This window comes from Variovorax sp. H27-G14, from assembly GCF_046156345.1.
Classification (GTDB): Bacteria; Pseudomonadota; Gammaproteobacteria; order Burkholderiales; family Burkholderiaceae_C; genus Variovorax.
This window is the reverse complement of the sequence record NZ_JAYLVN010000022.1, coordinates 18,941-36,022: the sequence shown is the minus strand read 5'-3', so window position 1 is coordinate 36,022 and position 17,082 is coordinate 18,941. Positions and strand designations below refer to the sequence as shown.

11 protein-coding genes are annotated in these 17,082 nt (G+C 69.2%); 8 read left to right on the top strand and 3 right to left on the bottom strand.

From position 1 onward, the window contains the following. The first annotated feature begins 6 nt into the window (after nt 1-6). Nucleotides 7-387, top strand: coding sequence for a DUF4150 domain-containing protein (locus tag VLK31_RS31345; RefSeq protein ID WP_409172390.1), 381 nt, complete (start codon nt 7-9; stop codon nt 385-387). Nucleotides 388-399: 12 nt separating this feature from the next. Here VLK31_RS31345 and VLK31_RS31340 read toward each other — a convergent pair whose 3' ends face one another. From VLK31_RS31340 to VLK31_RS31330, 3 genes are all read right to left on the bottom strand, one after another. Continuing rightward, on the bottom strand, nt 400-1,227 hold the full coding sequence (locus VLK31_RS31340) for a PP2C family protein-serine/threonine phosphatase (protein WP_409172389.1): 828 nt from the start codon (nt 1,225-1,227) through the stop codon (nt 400-402). Then, nucleotides 1,220-3,265, bottom strand: coding sequence for a type VI secretion system-associated FHA domain protein TagH (gene tagH, locus VLK31_RS31335; protein ID WP_409172388.1), 2,046 nt, complete (start codon nt 3,263-3,265; stop codon nt 1,220-1,222). The genes VLK31_RS31340 and tagH overlap by 8 nt, the downstream gene beginning before the upstream one ends. 64 nt (nt 3,266-3,329) lie before the next feature. Then, the gene (locus VLK31_RS31330; RefSeq protein ID WP_409172387.1) at nt 3,330-3,743 is read right to left on the bottom strand and encodes a TssQ family T6SS-associated lipoprotein; all 414 of its coding nucleotides are present in this window, start codon (nt 3,741-3,743) and stop codon (nt 3,330-3,332) included. A gap of 173 nt (nt 3,744-3,916) precedes the next feature. On the opposite strand from VLK31_RS31330, the gene tssJ reads away from it, so the two are divergent. The 7 genes from tssJ (at nt 3,917) to VLK31_RS31295 (ending at nt 17,079) form a co-directional block, all read left to right on the top strand. Further along, nucleotides 3,917-4,390, top strand: coding sequence for a type VI secretion system lipoprotein TssJ (tssJ, locus tag VLK31_RS31325; protein WP_409172386.1), 474 nt, complete (start codon nt 3,917-3,919; stop codon nt 4,388-4,390). A gap of 256 nt (nt 4,391-4,646) precedes the next feature. Next, complete coding sequence (tssK, locus tag VLK31_RS31320; RefSeq protein ID WP_409172450.1) at nt 4,647-5,942, top strand: type VI secretion system baseplate subunit TssK; 1,296 nt, start codon at nt 4,647-4,649, stop codon at nt 5,940-5,942. A gap of 8 nt (nt 5,943-5,950) precedes the next feature. Then, the gene (locus VLK31_RS31315) at nt 5,951-7,339 is read left to right on the top strand and encodes a DotU family type VI secretion system protein (protein WP_409172385.1); all 1,389 of its coding nucleotides are present in this window, start codon (nt 5,951-5,953) and stop codon (nt 7,337-7,339) included. Further along, nucleotides 7,339-10,998 (top strand): type VI secretion system membrane subunit TssM, encoded by a 3,660-nt coding sequence (gene tssM / locus VLK31_RS31310; RefSeq protein WP_409172384.1) that lies wholly within the window; start codon nt 7,339-7,341, stop codon nt 10,996-10,998. Before VLK31_RS31315 ends, tssM begins: the two co-directional genes overlap by 1 nt. Nucleotides 10,999-11,358: 360 nt before the next feature. Next, nucleotides 11,359-12,072 (top strand): type VI secretion system-associated protein TagF, encoded by a 714-nt coding sequence (gene tagF, locus VLK31_RS31305; RefSeq protein ID WP_409172383.1) that lies wholly within the window; start codon nt 11,359-11,361, stop codon nt 12,070-12,072. A gap of 46 nt (nt 12,073-12,118) precedes the next feature. Then, nucleotides 12,119-14,185, top strand: a complete 2,067-nt coding sequence (locus VLK31_RS31300) for a serine/threonine protein kinase (protein WP_409172382.1) — start codon at nt 12,119-12,121, stop codon at nt 14,183-14,185. A 182-nt stretch (nt 14,186-14,367) separates the two neighbouring features. Next, nucleotides 14,368-17,079, top strand: a complete 2,712-nt coding sequence (locus VLK31_RS31295; protein ID WP_409172381.1) for a hypothetical protein — start codon at nt 14,368-14,370, stop codon at nt 17,077-17,079. Nucleotides 17,080-17,082 lie beyond the last annotated feature (3 nt).

Genomic DNA, 17,082 nt, shown 5'->3' with positions numbered 1-17,082 from the left:
TACCCGATGTTTGCAAATTGCCAGCTCATGGGAATGGACATGGCATTCCCCGACGTCTGCAGGACGCCGGTGCCCATTCCTTTCCCGAACATGGCCATGGGGCCGATGGCTGTTCCGAATGCCTGGAACATCCTCTTCATGGCGATGCCGGCCCACAACATGGCCACGACCACGCCCATCACGCTGGGGGATCAGCCCGGGGTACTGGGCGGCGTGGTGTCGCAGACGTTCATGCAGCAGTCGCGCCATGTGACAGGCGCGTTCACCGTGCTTCTCAAGGGCACGCCGGCCACGCGGGTCACCAGCATCACGGTGCAGAACCGTTGCAACATCGTCGGCATGCGCATCGTGCCGAGCCAGTTGAAGGTGTTGATGCTGGCACCCTGAGGGCGCGTCGGTTCAGACCGCCCCCGCCAGCGTCACTTGCTGCGGAAACCCCACCCACACGGCCAGCGCCGAGTAGTTGTCGCGCGCCGCGTCTGCCTTGGCCTCGGCCGCGCGGCGCAGCAGCGCAAGCCACTCTTCCGCGCTGTCGGCCAGCTGCAGCGATCGCTCCATCACCGGCTGTGAAATGAGCTGCCACAGGCCGTCGGTGCACAGCAGAAAGGCGTCGCCGTCGGCCAGGCGCTGCGGCGTGGCCAGCGTGGCCTCGGCGGTGGCGCGTGCGCCGAGCGCGCGGTACAGCAGGTTGGTCTTCACCAGGCGCTCGCCGCCATGCTGGCTTGCGGCGGCGTCGCCGGAGCGCTCCGACAGGCTGTGGTCTTCGGTGCGCTGCATCAGCGCGCCGCGCCGAAACCAGTAGAGCCGGCTGTCGCCCACATGGGCCCAGCAGGCCTGGTTGGTGTCGCGGTCGACGAACAGCGACACGAAGGTCGCGCTCATGCGGCTCTGGTCGGTGAGCTCGCGCTGCTTGGCCAGGATGGCGTCGTTGGCCGACGTGACGCAGCGCTGCAGGCTGTCGGCCGCCAGCGAGGGGCTGTCCACGAAAGTGTTGAGCGCGGTGTCCACCGCGATGCGCGAGGCCAGCTCGCCGCCCGCGTTGCCACCCACGCCGTCGCTCACCACGAAGCAGGCGTTGCGCTCGTCCAGGTGGTAGCCGATGGCGTCCTGGTTGCCGCTGCGTTCACCCACGCACGAGAACTGCGAGGTGGAAATGGGCACGGCAAAGGAACGGCCGGCCTGAACCCCTTGAGCAGGCTGGGCGGTCTTGGGCACGGCGTCATGCACGGCGGGCCTCCTTCAGGCGTTCCATCTCCTTGTCGTAGGCCTGCTGGAAGGCCCGGCCGAAGACGGCCTGGAAGTCGTCTTCCACCGCCGCCGTGGTCTCGGTGTGCAGCGCCTGCAGGCGGCGCCACAGGCGCGCCTCGCGCCCGCCGGGCAGCAGCTTCTCGCCCAGGCCGCCGTCGTGCGGCGTGTCGCGCGCCAGCGCGGCGGGGTCGAAGCTTTTCAGCAGCGTGAGCAGCGCGGCGCGCATGCCGGCCACCATGCCCAGCTGGTGCGACTGCAGGTCGCCCAGCGCGTCGTGCACCGCGGCCTCGGGCGGCAGAAAGCCGGGCATGCGTGCGCCGAACATCTGCATCAGCACGGCACGCCCGTTGGGCAGGATCTTGAACGGGTTGTTCTCCTCGTCCACGATCATGGTGATCTCGGCGCGCACCTCGCGCTTGAGCATGGCGCGCGAGGACAGCAGCTCGATGGTGCCGTCGGTGAAGGCCCGCATGATGCGGCCCAGCCGCTGCATGGCCTCGGCGTCCATCGGCTGCTGGCCCGCGAGCTCGGGCACGCCGGCGCCTTCCAGGAAGGCCTTGAACAGGGCTTCGTAAGTGGACGGCGACAGGGGTGCGGTGGGTGCGGTGGCGGCGGGTTCTGCGACCGGTGGGGCGGGCACCACGGGCGCTGCCGGTTGCGTGAGCACGGCAGGCGGCAGTGCGGCCACGGGCGGTGGAACAGGCGGCGGAGGCGGCGGCGGCGGTAGTGGCGGTGGTGCGGGCGGCGGGGGTGGCGGGGGTGGCGGAGGTGGCGGGGCTTCGACCTTCACAGGCATCACGGGCGCCATGGGCACTACGGGCACTACGGGCGCAGGCGCGGCCATCGGCGTCGGCGGACGGAACTGCGTCGCCACTTCGCGCGCATGGTTCGAAGGGCTGTAGGCATGCACCGCCGGCCGAGGGTCGTGCAGCAGGTCGAGCGCGGGATGCGCATCGCCGGGCAGCATCGGGTCGTGGTGCGTGAGCGCGGTGGGCCGCGGGTCGGCCAGCGGTGCGTGCGCGCTGTCGTCGGAGGCGAAGAACGACAGCGGATCGACACCGCGCTTCAGCGCGATATTCGCCATGTCGTCGGCCGCGTGCGGGTTCAGCTCTGCCAGCGGATCGACCGGGTTCCTGCGCGCCTGCGACGGCAGCTCGAAGGGCTCGTGCGCCATCGGGTCGGGCATGGGCGCGGGCGTGCTGTCGACGCGGCGCGGCGCGTTGGCGAGGATGGCGTCCCAGTCAGCCGACGAAGGCATCTGCGATGCGGCGGCGCTGCTGCTGGTGCCGATGCTTTTCGCGCTCGGTGGCGGGGCGGGTGGCTGCAGTGGCGCGACGAACGGTGCCGGTGGTGGCGCAAGCGGTGGCACGAAGGCCGGTGTGGGTGTGGGCACGTGTGCGGCCACAGGCGCGGGTTCGGCTGCACGCGGTGGCGGTAGCGGTGTGGCCGCCGCAGGCTGCGCATCGCCGATGGGCAAGGTGCCTTCACCGAACAGGTCGGCGAATACGTCGGCACCGGGCGAGGGCGACAGCAGGTCGCCGATGGGGCTCGGCTGCAGCGGTGCGGCAAGAGGTGATGCGGCAAGAGGCGACGCGGGAAGTTGCACGGCGAGTGACGCGGCCACCGGCGGCGATGCCTGTGGCGCTGGTGCCGGCGCAGGCACCTGCGCCACCATCACCGTGGGCGCCACGGTCACCGAATGCGGCGCGTTCGTGGTCTGCAGCACATAGCTGCCGATGGTCACGCGGTCGCCGTCGTCCACGCGCGACTCCTGTTCGTGCGCCAGCGTGCGCCCGTTCACGCCAATGGGCAGCACCGCGCTCATGTTGCGCAGCACCGCCGCACCGTCTTCGTCGAAGCGCACCGTGGCCTGCAGGCGCGAGATCTGGCGCTGCGCGTCGGGCAGCACCAGGTGGTTGTCGGGGCTGCGCCCGATGGTGCCGCCGGGCGCCGCGAGCCACGCCGAGGCCCCCGCGCTCACCGGCGTGCCGGCATGTTCGATCACTGTCCAACGCATGGCTTCTCCCTGTTCGTCGTCTCGCGCCGGCGGCATCGTTGCGCACCGTACGCGGTGTCTGTCGTCAACGCTTCATTCGCTTGGCGGCCTCGAACGCCGGGCCCCACACCGGGTGCTTGCGCTCGGCCACGTTCAGGTCGAAGGTGGGGAACGCATCGAGCAGCTTGCGGAACTGCGCGCGGCACTCGGGTATCTGGTTGGCCACGCAGTAGCTGAAGGCTTCGAGCTTCATGGCGTCCAGCCGCGTGTTGGGGTCGGCACCTTCGAACACCGACACACCGCCGCTCTTCAACGTGCCGATGGCCTTGGCGTAGTCGCCTTCGTCATAGGCCTGCTGCGCGCGCTCCAGTGTTGTGCGTGCAACCTGTTGGCTCAGTCGTTCGGGTTGCGGTGCGGGATCGGGCGCTGGCGTTGGTGGGGTCGTGCAACCCGCAACCATGCAAAGAGTGAACGCCAGAGCTGGCAGACATGACTTCAATCTTTTCTCCTACCTGCTGAATGCAATGTTCGAGATAGTGTGCCGCTGGGTTGCGACAAACACGCGATGCGCCATCGTCGATGCGCATGCTTTCGATAATATAGGTCGCGAACATCACGGGAGCTCTCATGCATCGAAGAACCTTGCTACAAGGCGCACTTGCAACGACACCTTTGTTTGCAGGCCTCGTCAGTGGCTGCGCATCGACAGCCAAGTCGCTGCCCACGCCCTATGCCATCACCATCAAAATCGACGACGGCGTGAACCCCGACGGACGTGGCCAGGCCGCACCCATTTTGGTCAAAGTCTTCGAACTGAAATCTTCCGGTAACTTTGAAGCCGCAGACTACTTTGCGCTGCAGGACCGCGACCGCGAGACGCTGATGACAGAGCTTGTCAATGCCGACCAGGCCATCATGCGCAGCGGCGAAGAGCGTGTGTTCAAGCGCGAGGCGGGGCTCGACTCGCGGGCCATCGGCATCGTTGCCGGCTACCGCAAGCTGGAGGCCGCGCGCTGGCGCATCGTGCTGCCGCTGCAAGAGCCCAAGCAAACCAATCTCTACAAGGTGTGGCAGTTCTCGCCCAGCGAGCAGGCGGTGCAGGTCGCGGTTCGCAAGACGGGCATCGAGCTGATACCAAGTCGTTAGTTTTGCCAATGCCAGAGTACCTAAGTACGACATGGCACTCAAAAACAGCCAGTGAAAGCGATGCAAAACGCAAGACACGCCGTGTAGCATCGGACGCATAAAAGAAAGCAGATCGATCGGGAGGTCGTTCACTCAGGCATCTCCCGTTTCCGTTGAGCAATCAGGAGGTTCCTTGGTGACTGTTCGCAATTCGGGCGCTGGAAGACATGGCGCTCAACCGCAGGCGTTGGCAAATCGCGTGGTGTGGTCCGAGGGCATGTACCTGCGGCCACAGCACTTCCAGCAACTGGAGCGCTACGTCGAGCAGTACGTCACCCGCCGCACCGCCGGCCTGCAAGGGGCCTACTGGGGCTGGCTGCATCTGGAGATCGATAGAGACGCGTACGCGCTGGGGCGCGTGTCGCTGCTAGGCGGCGCGGGCGTGCTGCCCGACGGCACGCCTTTCTCTTTCGGCGCCGAAGACGCGCCGCTGCCTTATGAAGTGCCCACCGACCTCACCGACGAACTTATCGTGCTCGCGCTGCCGCTGCGCAGGCCCGGCAGCGAGGAGGTCATCTTTGCGGAACAGGAAGGCTCCGCCGCGCGCTTCGGTGTGATCGAGCGCGAGGTGAACGACGGCAACGCCGTGGCCCTTGGGCCGGCCACGCTGCAGCTGGCGTCGCCGCGCCTGCGCCTGGCGCGCGCCTCGTCGCTCACGGCGGAGTGGCAGGCCATTGGCGCGGTGCGCGTGATTGAGCGGCGCACCGACCACCGGCTGGTGGTCGATGCCAACTACATTCCGCCGGTGCTCGATGCATCGGCGCACGCCATGCTGCGCAGCATGGTCGCCGAGCTGCACGGCCTGCTCACGCAGCGCGCCGAGGCGCTGGCCTCGCGGCTGTCGCAGCCGGGCCGCGGCGGTGTGAGCGAGGTGTCCGACTTTCTGCTGCTGGAGCTGGTCAATCGCTACCTTGCCACCACCTGGCATGCGCAGCAGGCGGTGCAGGTGCACCCGGAGTCGCTGTTCGTCGACTGGCTCAAGCTGGCCTGCCACCTGGCCACGCACACCTCGCCCACGCGCCGGCCCGTGGTGTGGCCGGTGTACGACCACGACAACCTCAACGAAAGCATTCGTCCGCTGATGGAAGAGCTGCGGCGTTCGCTGTCGGCGGTGCTCGAGCAGAGCGCCATCGCCATCGAGCTGGAAGAGCGCAGCCACGGCGTGCGCGTGGGCCGCATGCCCGACCCGGTGCTGGTGCGCAACGCGGGCTTTGTGCTGGCGGTGCATGCCGATCTGCCGGCCGAGGCCATTCAGCAGCGCTTTCCCACGCAGGTGAAGATCGGTTCGGTCGAGCGCATCCGCGACCTGGTGCAGTTGCAACTGCCCGGCGTGGTGGTGCGGCCGCTGCCGGTGGCGCCGCGCCAGATTCCGTACAACGCGGGCTACCACTACTTCGAGCTCGACAAGAGCGGCGACATGTGGCGCCAGCTGGAAAAATCCGGCGGTGTCGCGATGCATCTGGCCGGTGACTTTCCGGGCCTGGCCATGGAGTTCTGGGCGATCCGTCCGTGAGGGAGCCTATGCACAACGACATGGCCGTGGGCCCGGGTGGCTTCGTGCCGCCAAACCCCGGCGGCGCACCCACGGGCTCTGGCATGGGCACGGGTGAGGGCGCCGCCGCGCCGCGCGGCCTTGGCGCGCAGCCCGACTCCTTCACCGCCTGGCACGACACGCGCCGCCCGCATGCGGGCGACGCCGCCATCGCGGGCAACAACCCGCTGGTGGCCGCGGCCAATCCGCTGCTCGACCTGATTCCGCAGATCAGGGCCACTGGCCACCACCCCTCGCCCGCGCAACTGCGCGAGCACCTGGTCGACGAGGTGCGCCGCTTCGAAACACGCGCGCAGCAGGCCGGCATTGCGCCCGAGGTGATCATCGGCGCGCGCTACTGCCTGTGCACTGCCGTGGACGAGGCGGCCGCGCTCACGCCGTGGGGCGGCAGCATCTGGTCGTCGCAGAGCCTGCTGGTGATGTTCCACAACGAAACCTGGGGCGGCGAGAAGTTCTTTCAGCTGCTGTCGCGCCTGGTGCAGAACCCGCAGCAGCACCTGCACCTGATCGAGCTCATCTACTTCTGCCTGGCGATGGGTTTCGAGGGGCGCTTTCGCGTCGTCGACAACGGCCGCACGCAGCTTGAAACGCTCAAGCAGCGGCTGCTGCAGATCATTCGCCAGACGCGCGGTGAAATTCCGGTGCCGCTGTCGCCGCACTGGCAAGACGCCAGCGCGCCGGTGCGCCGCGCGCGCAACTGGCTGCCGGTGTGGGCCGTGGGCGCGGTGGCCGCGGTGCTGCTGGTGCTGGCCTTTGTGCTGCTCAGCTTCAACCTGGCCGGCACGTCAGACGGCGCCTTTGCCGCGGTGAACGCGGTGCGGCTGCCGCAGACCGCGCGCGCCGTGGTCATGCCCGCGGCGCAGCCGCGCCTGCAGCGCTTTCTGGAGCCCGAGATTCGTGACGGCCTGCTGACCGTGCGCGACGAGGCCGACCGCAGCGTGGTGGTGCTGCGCGGCGACGGCCTGTTCGCCTCCGGCTCCGACCGCGTGCTCGACCGCTATGCGCCGGTGCTCGCGCGGGTGGCCGATGCGCTCAACTCGGTGGAAGGCAACGTGCTGGTGAGCGGCTTCAGCGACGACCAGCCGATTCGCAGCGTGCGCTTTCCGTCCAACTGGCAACTTTCGCAGGCCCGCGCCGATGCGGTGAAGAAGATGATTTCGCAGCGCATTGCACGGCCCGAACGCCTGCGCGCCGAAGGCCGCGGCGACGCCGAGCCGATCGTGCCCAACGACTCCGCCGCCAACCGCGCGCGCAACCGGCGCGTGGAGGTGACGCTGCTGGTCGCACCTGTGTCCGGTGCATCAGGAGCGTCAGGCGCATCAGGTGCGCCCGCCCCGCAAGCCGGAGGTGCCCGCTGATGCTGCGCGCCATCTTCCGTTTTCTCATCAGCCGCGACCTGTGGGTGTTTCTGGGGCTGGTCGCGGTTGCGTTCCTGATATGGATCATCGGCCCGGCCATTGCCGTGGGCCGCTACCGTCCGCTCGAAGACGAGCTGGTGCGCATCGTGGTCATCGTGCTGATGTTCGCGATCTGGCTGGCGCGCGTGGCCTACCGCAAGTGGCGCGAGCGCCGGCTCAACGCGCAGCTGCTCAACCAGTTGCGCACGCCGTCCAAGAAGGAGAAGGAGGCCAAGCCCGAGGACGCCCCCGAAATCAAGGAGCTGCAAAGCGGCTTCACCGACGCCACCGCCATCCTGAAGAACATGCGCTTCGGCGAAGGCGCCGACGGCAAGCCAGCGGGCCGCTTTTCGCTGTTCGACCGGCAGTACCTGTACCAGTTGCCCTGGTACATCTTCATTGGCGCGCCGGGCTCGGGCAAGACCACCGCGCTGGTCAACTCCGACCTCGACTTTCCGCTGGCCGACCAGCTCGGCAAGGCCGCGGTGCGCGGCATTGGCGGCACGCGCAACTGCGACTGGTGGTTCACCAACGAGGCGGTGCTGATCGACACCGCCGGGCGCTACACCACGCACGAGAGCAACCGCGAAACCGATGAGGGCGAGTGGAAGGGCTTCATCGACCTGCTGAAAAAGTTTCGCCCGCGCCAGCCGATCAACGGCGCCATTCTCACCATCAGCATTGCCGACCTGCCGCTGGCCGACGACGCGCAGCGCGCGCGCCACGCCATGGCCTTGCGCAAGCGGCTGCTGGAGCTGCGCAACGACCTGGGCATCGACTTTCCGGTGTACGTGCTGGTCACCAAGACCGACCTGTTGGCGGGCTTCAACGAGTACTTCGGATCGCTGGGCCGCGCGGAGCGCCAGCAGGTGTGGGGCTTCACCTTTCCGATTCAGGGCAACCCCGCGAACAAGAAGAACGCCAACAGCGCGACGCCCGTGGGCGGCGACCTGCGCGAGCGCTTCCACCAGGAATACAAGCTGCTGCACCAGCGCCTGGACGAGCGCCTGCCCGAGCTGCTGGCGGCCGAGTCCGACCCGATGCGCCGCGCGCAGGCCTACCTGCTGCCCCAGCAGTTCGCCAGCTTCGAGGACATTCTGGGCACCTTTCTGGCCGACGTGTTCAACCCGTCGAAGTTCGAGGCCGCGTCGATGCTGCGCGGCGTGTACTTCACCAGCGGCACGCAAGAGGGCACGGCCTTCGACCGCGTGATGGGCGCCATCAAGCGCTACCTGCAGGTCAACGCGCCGCCCGCGCCACCGCCGGGCCCGGGCAAGAGCTACTTCCTCAAGGAACTGCTGCAGCAGGTGATTTTTCGCGATGCGGGCGTGGCGGGCACCAACCTGCGCTGGTACCGGCGCAAGCGCGCCATCGACATTGCGGGCTACAGCGTGATCGGTGTGCTGCTGGTGCTGCTGCTGGGCGCGTGCGTGAACAGCTGGAGCAACAACAAGAGCTACGTGGCCGAGGTCGACGGCAATGCCAAGGCCTTCAACAAGGCGGCCGCGCGCGGGGAGCTGCCAACGGTGGTCGACGCCAGCGGCGACCTGGCGAGTTCGCTGCTCATTTTGGACAAGCTGCGCGACCTGCCGAAGTCGAGCCACTTCGATACCGACGAGCCGCCGGTGTCGTACCGCTTCGGCCTGTACCAGGGAGAGAAGCTGCAGGCCGCCACCGATGGCGTGTACCAGCGCGCGCTGGAAACCGTGCTGCTGCCGCAGGCCGCGCAGCGCGTGGAACAGTCGCTGCGCGAGGCCTCCAAGACCGATGCTGAATACAGCTACGAGGCGCTCAAGGCCTACCTGATGCTGTTCGACGCCGAGCGCTACGACGCCGACTTTCTGCAGGCCTGGTTGCTGAGCGATGTCGACCGCAAGATCGGCGCCTCGCTCACGCGCGAGCAGCGTACCCACCTGGAAACGCACCTGAAGGCACTCTTTGCCGGCCGCGTGGTGACCTCGCCCTTCGCCAAGGACGAGCGGCTCGTCACGCAGACGCGCGAGCGCCTGGCCGGCGTGCCGCTGGCGCAGCGCTCGTATGCGCGGCTGCGCCGTGTGCTGCTGCAGAGCAGCGCGCCCAACGCCTTCTCCATTGCGGAAGCCGGCGGGGCCGAGTCGGCGCTGGTCATTCGCCGCGCCAGCGGCAAGCCGCTGACCGACGGCATTCCCACGCTGTTCACCTACCGCGGCTACTGGGACATCTTCGACAAGCGCATGGCCGAGACCGCGCTGTCGCTGGAGCAGGAAGACCGCTGGGTGCTGCAGATTCGCGCGCCGGGCATGGCCGACATCACCTCGCGCGAGCTGCTGCTGCGCGAGGTGCGCCGGCTCTACCTGACCGACTACATCAAGGTGTGGGACGACTACCTGGTGGACATTCGCCTGGCCGACAGCCGCTCGCTGCTGCAGAGCATTCAGATGACGCGCGTGCTCTCCACGGCGGAGTCGCCCATGTCGCGCATCATTCGCGGCGCGGCGCGCGAGACCGACCTGCTGCGCAACCATGACGAGGCCGCGCGCAGCCTGCTCGACCAGGCGCAGAACCGGGTGCAGACCACGCGCGAGCGCATCGAGCAGCTCATTGGCCAGCCCGACGGCAGCCAGCGGCGCAACGCGCAACTGGACCGCCCCGAGTCGCTGGTGGACAACCACTTCGAGCCGCTGCGCCGCATGGTGACGGCGCCCAAGCAGGGCGGCCAGGCCCCCATCGACGCCACGGCCGCGCTCATCAACGAGCTCTACACCTTCCTCACCGCCACCGACAGCGCGCTGCGCAGCGGCAGCATTCCGCCGCAGAGCGACGCGGTGACCAAGGTGCAGGCCGAAGCGGGCCGGTTGCCGGTGCCGTTCCAGGGCATGCTGAACGACCTGTCGGCCACGGCGTCGTCGAAGGCAGCGGCGGTGACGCGGCAGAACATCGGCCAGAGCGCGGCGGCGAGCATCGGCTCGTTCTGCAACCAGGCGATTGCGGGGCGTTACCCGTTCACGCGCGGCTCCAACCGCGACGTGGCCTCGGGCGATTTCGCGCAGCTGTTCGCGCCGGGCGGGATGATGGACGACTTCTTTCAGAAGAACCTGATCACGCAGGTCGACACATCGGTCAACCCATGGGCGTTCAAGCGCGGTGTGGACGGTGCGGCGGCGGGGCGTTCGGCGTACCTCGATTCGTTCCAGAAGGCCCAGGCCATTCGCGACGTGTTTTTCTCGGGCATGGCGGGCGGTCGCACGCCGTCGTTCACGCTGGACATTCGCCCCGAGGACATGGACGCGGCGCTCACTCAGTTCACGTTGGACATCGACGGCCAGACGGTGCGTTATGCCCATGGGCCGCAGGCCCCAGCCACGGTGAAGTGGCCGGGTCCGCGCAACAGCAATCAGGTCCGTTTGCAGGTGACCACGGCCAACGGCACGCCGGCCGGCGGCATCGTGACGGAAGGGCCATGGGCGTTGCACCGCTTGTTCGACAAGGCTTCCATTTCAGCGGGGCGCTCGCCGGAGTCGTTCAATGCGACGTTCGATCTGCAGGGCAAGAAGGTGGTGTTGGCTGTGACTGCCAACAGTGTCTACAACCCCTTGCGGTTGCCGCAGATGAACAGCTTCTCTTGTCCGGGGAAGTCTTGAGATGAATCGCTGTCTTCTTGCTTGTCGCGTTGGATTTGGTTTGGGCCGTTGTTCAGGGCGCGCTCACGAGGGCGGGGTACCTTGCTCCGCGAATGTCCCCCGGGCTGCGGGCTACCGCACCTCCTCCTTTGTTTCGCTGCGCAAGGCACCCCACCCTCCTGAGCGTTATTCGGAGCGGTCGTTGATCGGCGAGCACCCAGAGCGTGCCCTGGTGCACAGGGCGTCGGGTACTCCCCGCAGCGAAATAAAGGAGGAGCGAAGCGGGGGACATTCGCGGAGGGGAGTACCCGGCGGCCTGTGCACCCGCCCTGAACAACAGCGCCCAGAACGCCTCAACGCCCGAACGAGGCACGACAAGAAATGAACAGCAGCATCCCTCCCCAAGCGTGGGTGCCCGTGGACGAGCAGATCGGCTGGTACGGCAAGCTCCCCGCCGCCGGCGACTTTCTCTACCGCCGCATGCCGCGTGAACTCCAGGCCTGGTGGGACCGGTGGATGCAGAACGGCCTGGGCAGCTTCAAACGCTGGCCCGACGCCATGACACGCCACTACGCCGTCGCCCCCGTGTGGAACTTTGCCATTCCCGCCACCCACGGCATCGACGCCGTGCAGTTCGGCTGCATCGCCCCCAGCTGCGACCGCGTTGGCCGCTACTACCCCGTGTGCGTGACCCTGCAAGTGGCCCCGCGCAACTACCGCCCGTCCGTGCTCGAAGGCTCGGCGGCCTGGTACTGGCAATGCGGCAACGCCCTGCTGCAGGCCATCCGCCATGGCGTGCCGCCCGACGCGTTCGACGCCCAGGTGCTGGCCGCGGCACGCGCGGGCTTTCAGACCGCCAGCGGCGGCTCGGACGACATCCTTTCCATCCTCGCGCCCACGGCCGTTGGCGCGGGCGCCCAGCAGCGCCTGGGCTGGCCGGAGCTTCCACTGTGTTTCGACCCCCTCGGCAGCACCAGCTACTGGTGGACCAACCAGGCCGACGGGTCGCCGTTGCGCACCGCCGCCCATGGCGGGGGACTCAACACACCACTGTTTTCGCAATTGTTTTCGCAGGGGCATGTGCCATGGGCATGAACAAGAAAAGCCACAAACGCCACAGCCCCGCAGGAGGAGGAAACGCATGACCACCACACACGGCATCGGCACAGACACCGGCACCGACAGCCCACCCGCCGACCCGCAGGAACGGCCGCACCCGCTGGGCGTGGGCCACCGGCTCGACGAGTTCGAGCTGCTCGAAGTGATCGGGGAGGGCGGCTTCGGCATCGTCTACCGGGCCTACGACCACTCGCTGCAGCGCGAGGTGGCCATCAAGGAGTACATGCCCTCCATGCTCGCGCGCCGCGTGGGCGACAACAGCGTGCATGTGCGCTCCGAGCGGCTCACGGCCACCTTCGAGGCGGGCCTGCGCAGCTTCATCAACGAGGCGCGCACGCTCGCGCAGTTCAGCCATCCGGCGCTGGTGCGGGTGCATCGCTTCTGGGAGTCCAACTCCACCGCGTACATGGCGATTCAGCTCTACAAGGGCCGTACGCTGCGCCGCCTGGCGGACGAGACGCCGGGCAAGATCACCGAGCCCTGGCTGCTGGGCATGCTGGGCCCGCTGCTGGGCGCGCTGGAAACGCTGCACCGCAGCCAGTGCTTCCACCGCGACATTGCGCCCGACAACATCTTCATTCAGCAGGACGACCTGCCGGTGCTGCTGGACTTTGGCGCGGCGCGCAAGTCGATTGCCGACCTGGTCGACGAGGTGGCGGTGATGGTGAAGTCGGGCTACTCGCCCATCGAGCAGTACGCCGACGACAACACGCTGCTGCAAGGCCCGTGGACCGACCTCTACGCGCTGGGCGCGGTGCTGTACCGCGCCGTCACCGGCAGCCCGCCGCCTTCTGCCGTGGTGCGCAGCGTGCAGGACGCCTACGTGCCGCTGTCGTCCATGGGGCGCGCCGACCTGAGCCCGGCCTTCTGCGCCGCGGTCGACCACACGCTGGCGGTGCACAGCAAGGTGCGCACGCAGACCGTGGCGGCGTTCGCGGCCGAACTGGGGCTTACCCGGCTGGGCGACATCTACGTGAACGGCATGGCCGCGCCGACGGTGATCATTGCCGCCGCGCCGGTGCCGGCCGCGCCGCCGCCGCCGGAAATTGCGCCGCAGCAGTTCGCGCCCGCCTCGGGGCCGGTGCCGCTGGAGCCGATGGGCGCGACCGGCTTTGCCATGCCGCCCATTGCGGCGCCTGTTACCGCGCCCGTTGCAGCGGCCGAGCCGGTGATGGTCAAGGTCAATGCCAAGGCCTCGGCGCAGGGGACGACTGCGGCGGTCGCGCCTTCGCGCGCGGTGCCGAAGACGAAGAACAAGAAGTCCGGTGGGCTGTCATGGCTGCTGGTCGGCGGGCTGGTGGTGGCGCTGGTGGCCGTGGGCAGCTGGATCGGCCTGCGCCTGACCGCGACCAAGCAGGAAACCTCGACCGCCATGGTGCCGGTGCCGCCCCCGGGCGCGCCGATGTCCAACACCAGTTCGCCGCCCGCCGCCATGCCGCCGGGCACGGGCGCTGTGGTGGGCGCCGCGACGACGACCGATGGTGTGCCCACGCCTTCCGCCGGCACCGCAGCGGCCGGGGCAACGCCGCCCGCGGGCCCCGCCAGCGCGCCAGTAGCCGCCGGGCCTTCCACCGGACCGCTCACCCCGCTGGACACCGTGCCGGTCAACCCGCCCCCGACCACCGGTCCGCCTGACGCGGCCCTGGCCACGGCCGAGGCCGAAGACTGGAACCTGGCGCAGTCCGAGAACACGCGCGAAGGCTACGAGGCCTACCTGCGCCGCTACCGCCGCGGCCTGCATGCGCGCGAGGCACGCAACGCGATCGCGGAGATCAACCGCGTCTCGCCCCCGACCGTCACCGCCGACGCCGGTGCCGTGCCGCCCGGCACCACCCCGGCGGCCGGTGCCGGGGCTGCGGGAACTGCAGCAGCGCCGGGCATGGGCCGCGTGAGCTTCAACATCCGACCCTGGGGCCAGGTGTTCGTCGACGGCGCGGACCGCGGCGTGAGCCCGCCGCTGAAGTCGCTGGCGCTGCGCCCGGGCATCTACAACATCGAGGTGCGCAACGGCGACCTGGAGGTGTTCCGCCAGCGCGTGACGGTGCAGGACAGCAAGTCGGCGCCGGTGGTGAGCCACGAGTTCAAGTAGGGCCAGGGCGCAGGCCCTCGCCGTCGGCATTCCACGGCCGACCAAGCAGGCCGGAAATCGGCCCCGGATCGGCCCTGCACCGGCCCCATATCGGCCATAGGCGGTAGGCCGTATCCCGCGTTCGCTGGATGGCGCCGCACGTCGCCGCGCGCCCACAATGCGGCTCCTCGCAGGAGCACGCCATGGCCGCACCGCCTGAACCGACGCCCGCCGGCACGCCACGTGCCGAGCGCGTGGCCGTCATCGCCATCCATGGCGTGGCGGACCAGAAGGCGGGCGACACGGCGCGCGCCATCGCCTCGCTCATGGTCAATGCCGGCGGCCCGCGGGCGCACTACAGCCGGGGGGACTGCGACAGCTACATCGTGGCGGTGCCGCCGCTGTTGTCGATGGTGGAAAGCAGTGCCCACGGCAACCAAGGCCACCACGGCAATCACGTAGATGGCACGGCGCGCAAGCGCGTGGCCCCGCGAGACCCGGCACCCGATGCTGCGCAGGCATCGCACGCAGCGCCGACAGCGGACGCGCCCAAGCCCTCGGCGCTGTCGCTCAAGAAGGCCCTGCGCCAGTCGGTGCGCTCCGACTTCCTGCGCGCCAACTGGAGCACCGCCAGCCAGGCGCCGGGCCCTTTCGGCACCACCGGCGTCACCGGCGCCACCTCCACCTCCAGCCCCTCCACCACCGCGACCGCTGCGCCCGCCGCCATCGCCGCGGCCGGTCCAGCCGCAACCGCAGCGCATGGAATGCCGCTGACCGCCCCCGCGCGCCTCATGGCCGCGGACGCCGGCATCGCTTTCAGCGACTACCTGCTGTTCAAGTGGCAGGGCGCCGGGCACGAGGCCTACGAAGCCACCCGCATCCGCATGGTCCGCCAGGAGGCCACGGCGGGCCGTGAGCCCACCGTGCAGCAGGTGGACGTGCACGAGATGTACTGGGCCGACCTGTCGCGGCTGTCGGGCGTGCTGCCGCGCATCGTCACCGAGCTGTTCACCATGGTGTTTCGCCTGTCGCAGCTGGGGCGCGACGCGGTCGACCGCGCGGGCGCTTACGCGGCCCGGCACCGCACGCCCCGCGCCTTGGCGTGGGCGTGGCTCGCCCGGCTGCAGATGGCGCTGGACTGGGCGTTCTCGGGCGTGCTGGCCAACCTGTTCCTGCAACTGCTGCTGGCCGGGCTGGTGATTGCGGCGCTGGGCCTGGCGGCGCCGCATGCGGGTGCGATCCACATCGTGCTGGCGCTGCTGCTGCCGGCGCTGGCCGCCTGGTGGTACTGCTACCTGCATGTGGTGCGGCCGTTGAAGCGCAGCGCCGCCGTGGGGCTGGCGGTGGTCGTGGCGGTGTTGCTGTGCCTGGTGCCGGCGCCGTGGATGCACTGGCTCATCGGGCTGACCTGGCTGGCGTTGCTGGGCGTGGTTTTCAACTACGGGCTGCGCGTGGCCGACACCCGCTTTCCGGCGATGCGCGCGGCGGGGCTGGTGTTCTTGGGTGCCATGGCGCTGACCTTGCTGGGCCATGTGGCCATGGCGTCCTTCGCGGGGAACGGTGGGGCAAACGGTGCGGCAAACGGTGCGGGCAGCCTGAACGACTGGGTGCGCGCCGGCCTGCGCACGGTCGAGTACCTGCTGCTGGGCATCGTGCTCTGGTGGCTGCTGGCGGGCGCACTGCTGATTGCCTGGGCCGTTTTTGGCCAGTGGGCGGCGCGCGACGGCGAGGCCGCACGCGCCAGCGTGGCCACCGGGCGGCTGGGCCTGTTCGTGTCGGTCGCCTCGTTCATGACCCTGGCGATGGCCATCTGGGCGCTGGTGACCACCTTCGTGGAGTTTGGCGCGGCCCACACCGACTACGACCCGCTCATCTTCACGAGCGGCTGGCTCTGCTTTCTGAACGGCGGGAGTTTTCTGCACCTTCGCTACCAGCGCAGCACCGAAACCTTCGCGCTGGCCGCCGGGCTCACGCTGGCCCTGGCGCTGTACCTGGTGGTGGTGCTCGTGCCCAGCGTGCTGGCCGAGGTGCGCAGGACGGTGGGCACCGCGCACACCCTGGGCCGCTGGCTCACCGGCGGCTACCGGCGGCTCGACGGCTTCGTCACCGGGCTGACGATGGCGAGCGTGCTTATGGCCTGCGCCGTGGGCGTGCTGCTGGCGCTGGCGCGGCTGAACGTGGAGCCCGATGGCTGGGTCGGGGACGCCGCGCGCGGGGTGGGCGAGCTGTCGGCGCTCGTGCTCAAGCCGCTGGTGCTCAGCGCGGCCACCGCGGCGGCGGCGCTGTCGGCCTTCGGCGGCGTGCTGTCGCGCTATGTGCCGTGGCTGCGGCTGCCGCTGGACGTGGCGCTGGACGTGGACAACCACTTTCGCGAGTTCCCGCGCAACGCCATTCCGCGTGCGCGCATCTTCTCGCGCCATGTGGCGCTGCTGGAAAGCATCGTGGCGCAGGGCTACGACCGCGTGGTGATCGTGGCGCACAGCCAGGGCACGGTGATCTCGGCGGAGCTGCTGCGTTACCTGCAGCACCGCGCGCGCTGGCTGGCGCAGGCCTGCCCCGACGACCGGGTCGTGAAGCTGTGGTCGCAGCTGGAAGGCAAGGTCGACCTGTTCACCGCGGGCTGCCCGCTGCGCCAGCTCTATGTGGCGCGCTTTCCGCACCTGTACGAGTGGGTGCAGACGGCCCAGGCCGGCGACGTCGGCGTGCGGCGCTGGGTCAACGCCTACGCCACGGGCGACTACGTGGGGCGCTGGCTGTGGGCCGACCCGCCGCTGTACACGCCCTCGCCACCGGTCACCGTGACGGCGGGGCCCGAACACGACGTGTGCCTGGGCAGCGGCGCGCACACGCACTACTTCGACCAGGAGCAGGTGCTGGTGGCGCGGTGGATCGATTCGCTGGTGCGCAGACCCTGACGC

What these genes read in the sequence shown, in the direction of transcription:
- tssK (WP_409172450.1), top strand. Translation starts at nt 4,647, where the DNA reads ATGTACCTGCGGCCACAGCACTTCCAGCAACTGGAGCGCTACGTCGAG.
- VLK31_RS31300 (WP_409172382.1), top strand. Translation starts at nt 12,119, where the DNA reads ATGACCACCACACACGGCATCGGCACAGACACCGGCACCGACAGCCCA.
- tagH (WP_409172388.1), bottom strand. Translation starts at nt 3,265, where the DNA reads ATGCGTTGGACAGTGATCGAACATGCCGGCACGCCGGTGAGCGCGGGG.
- VLK31_RS31345 (WP_409172390.1), top strand. Translation starts at nt 7, where the DNA reads ATGTTTGCAAATTGCCAGCTCATGGGAATGGACATGGCATTCCCCGAC.
- VLK31_RS31295 (WP_409172381.1), top strand. Translation starts at nt 14,368, where the DNA reads ATGGCCGCACCGCCTGAACCGACGCCCGCCGGCACGCCACGTGCCGAG.
- tssM (WP_409172384.1), top strand. Translation starts at nt 7,339, where the DNA reads ATGCTGCGCGCCATCTTCCGTTTTCTCATCAGCCGCGACCTGTGGGTG.
- VLK31_RS31315 (WP_409172385.1), top strand. Translation starts at nt 5,951, where the DNA reads ATGCACAACGACATGGCCGTGGGCCCGGGTGGCTTCGTGCCGCCAAAC.
- tagF (WP_409172383.1), top strand. Translation starts at nt 11,359, where the DNA reads ATGAACAGCAGCATCCCTCCCCAAGCGTGGGTGCCCGTGGACGAGCAG.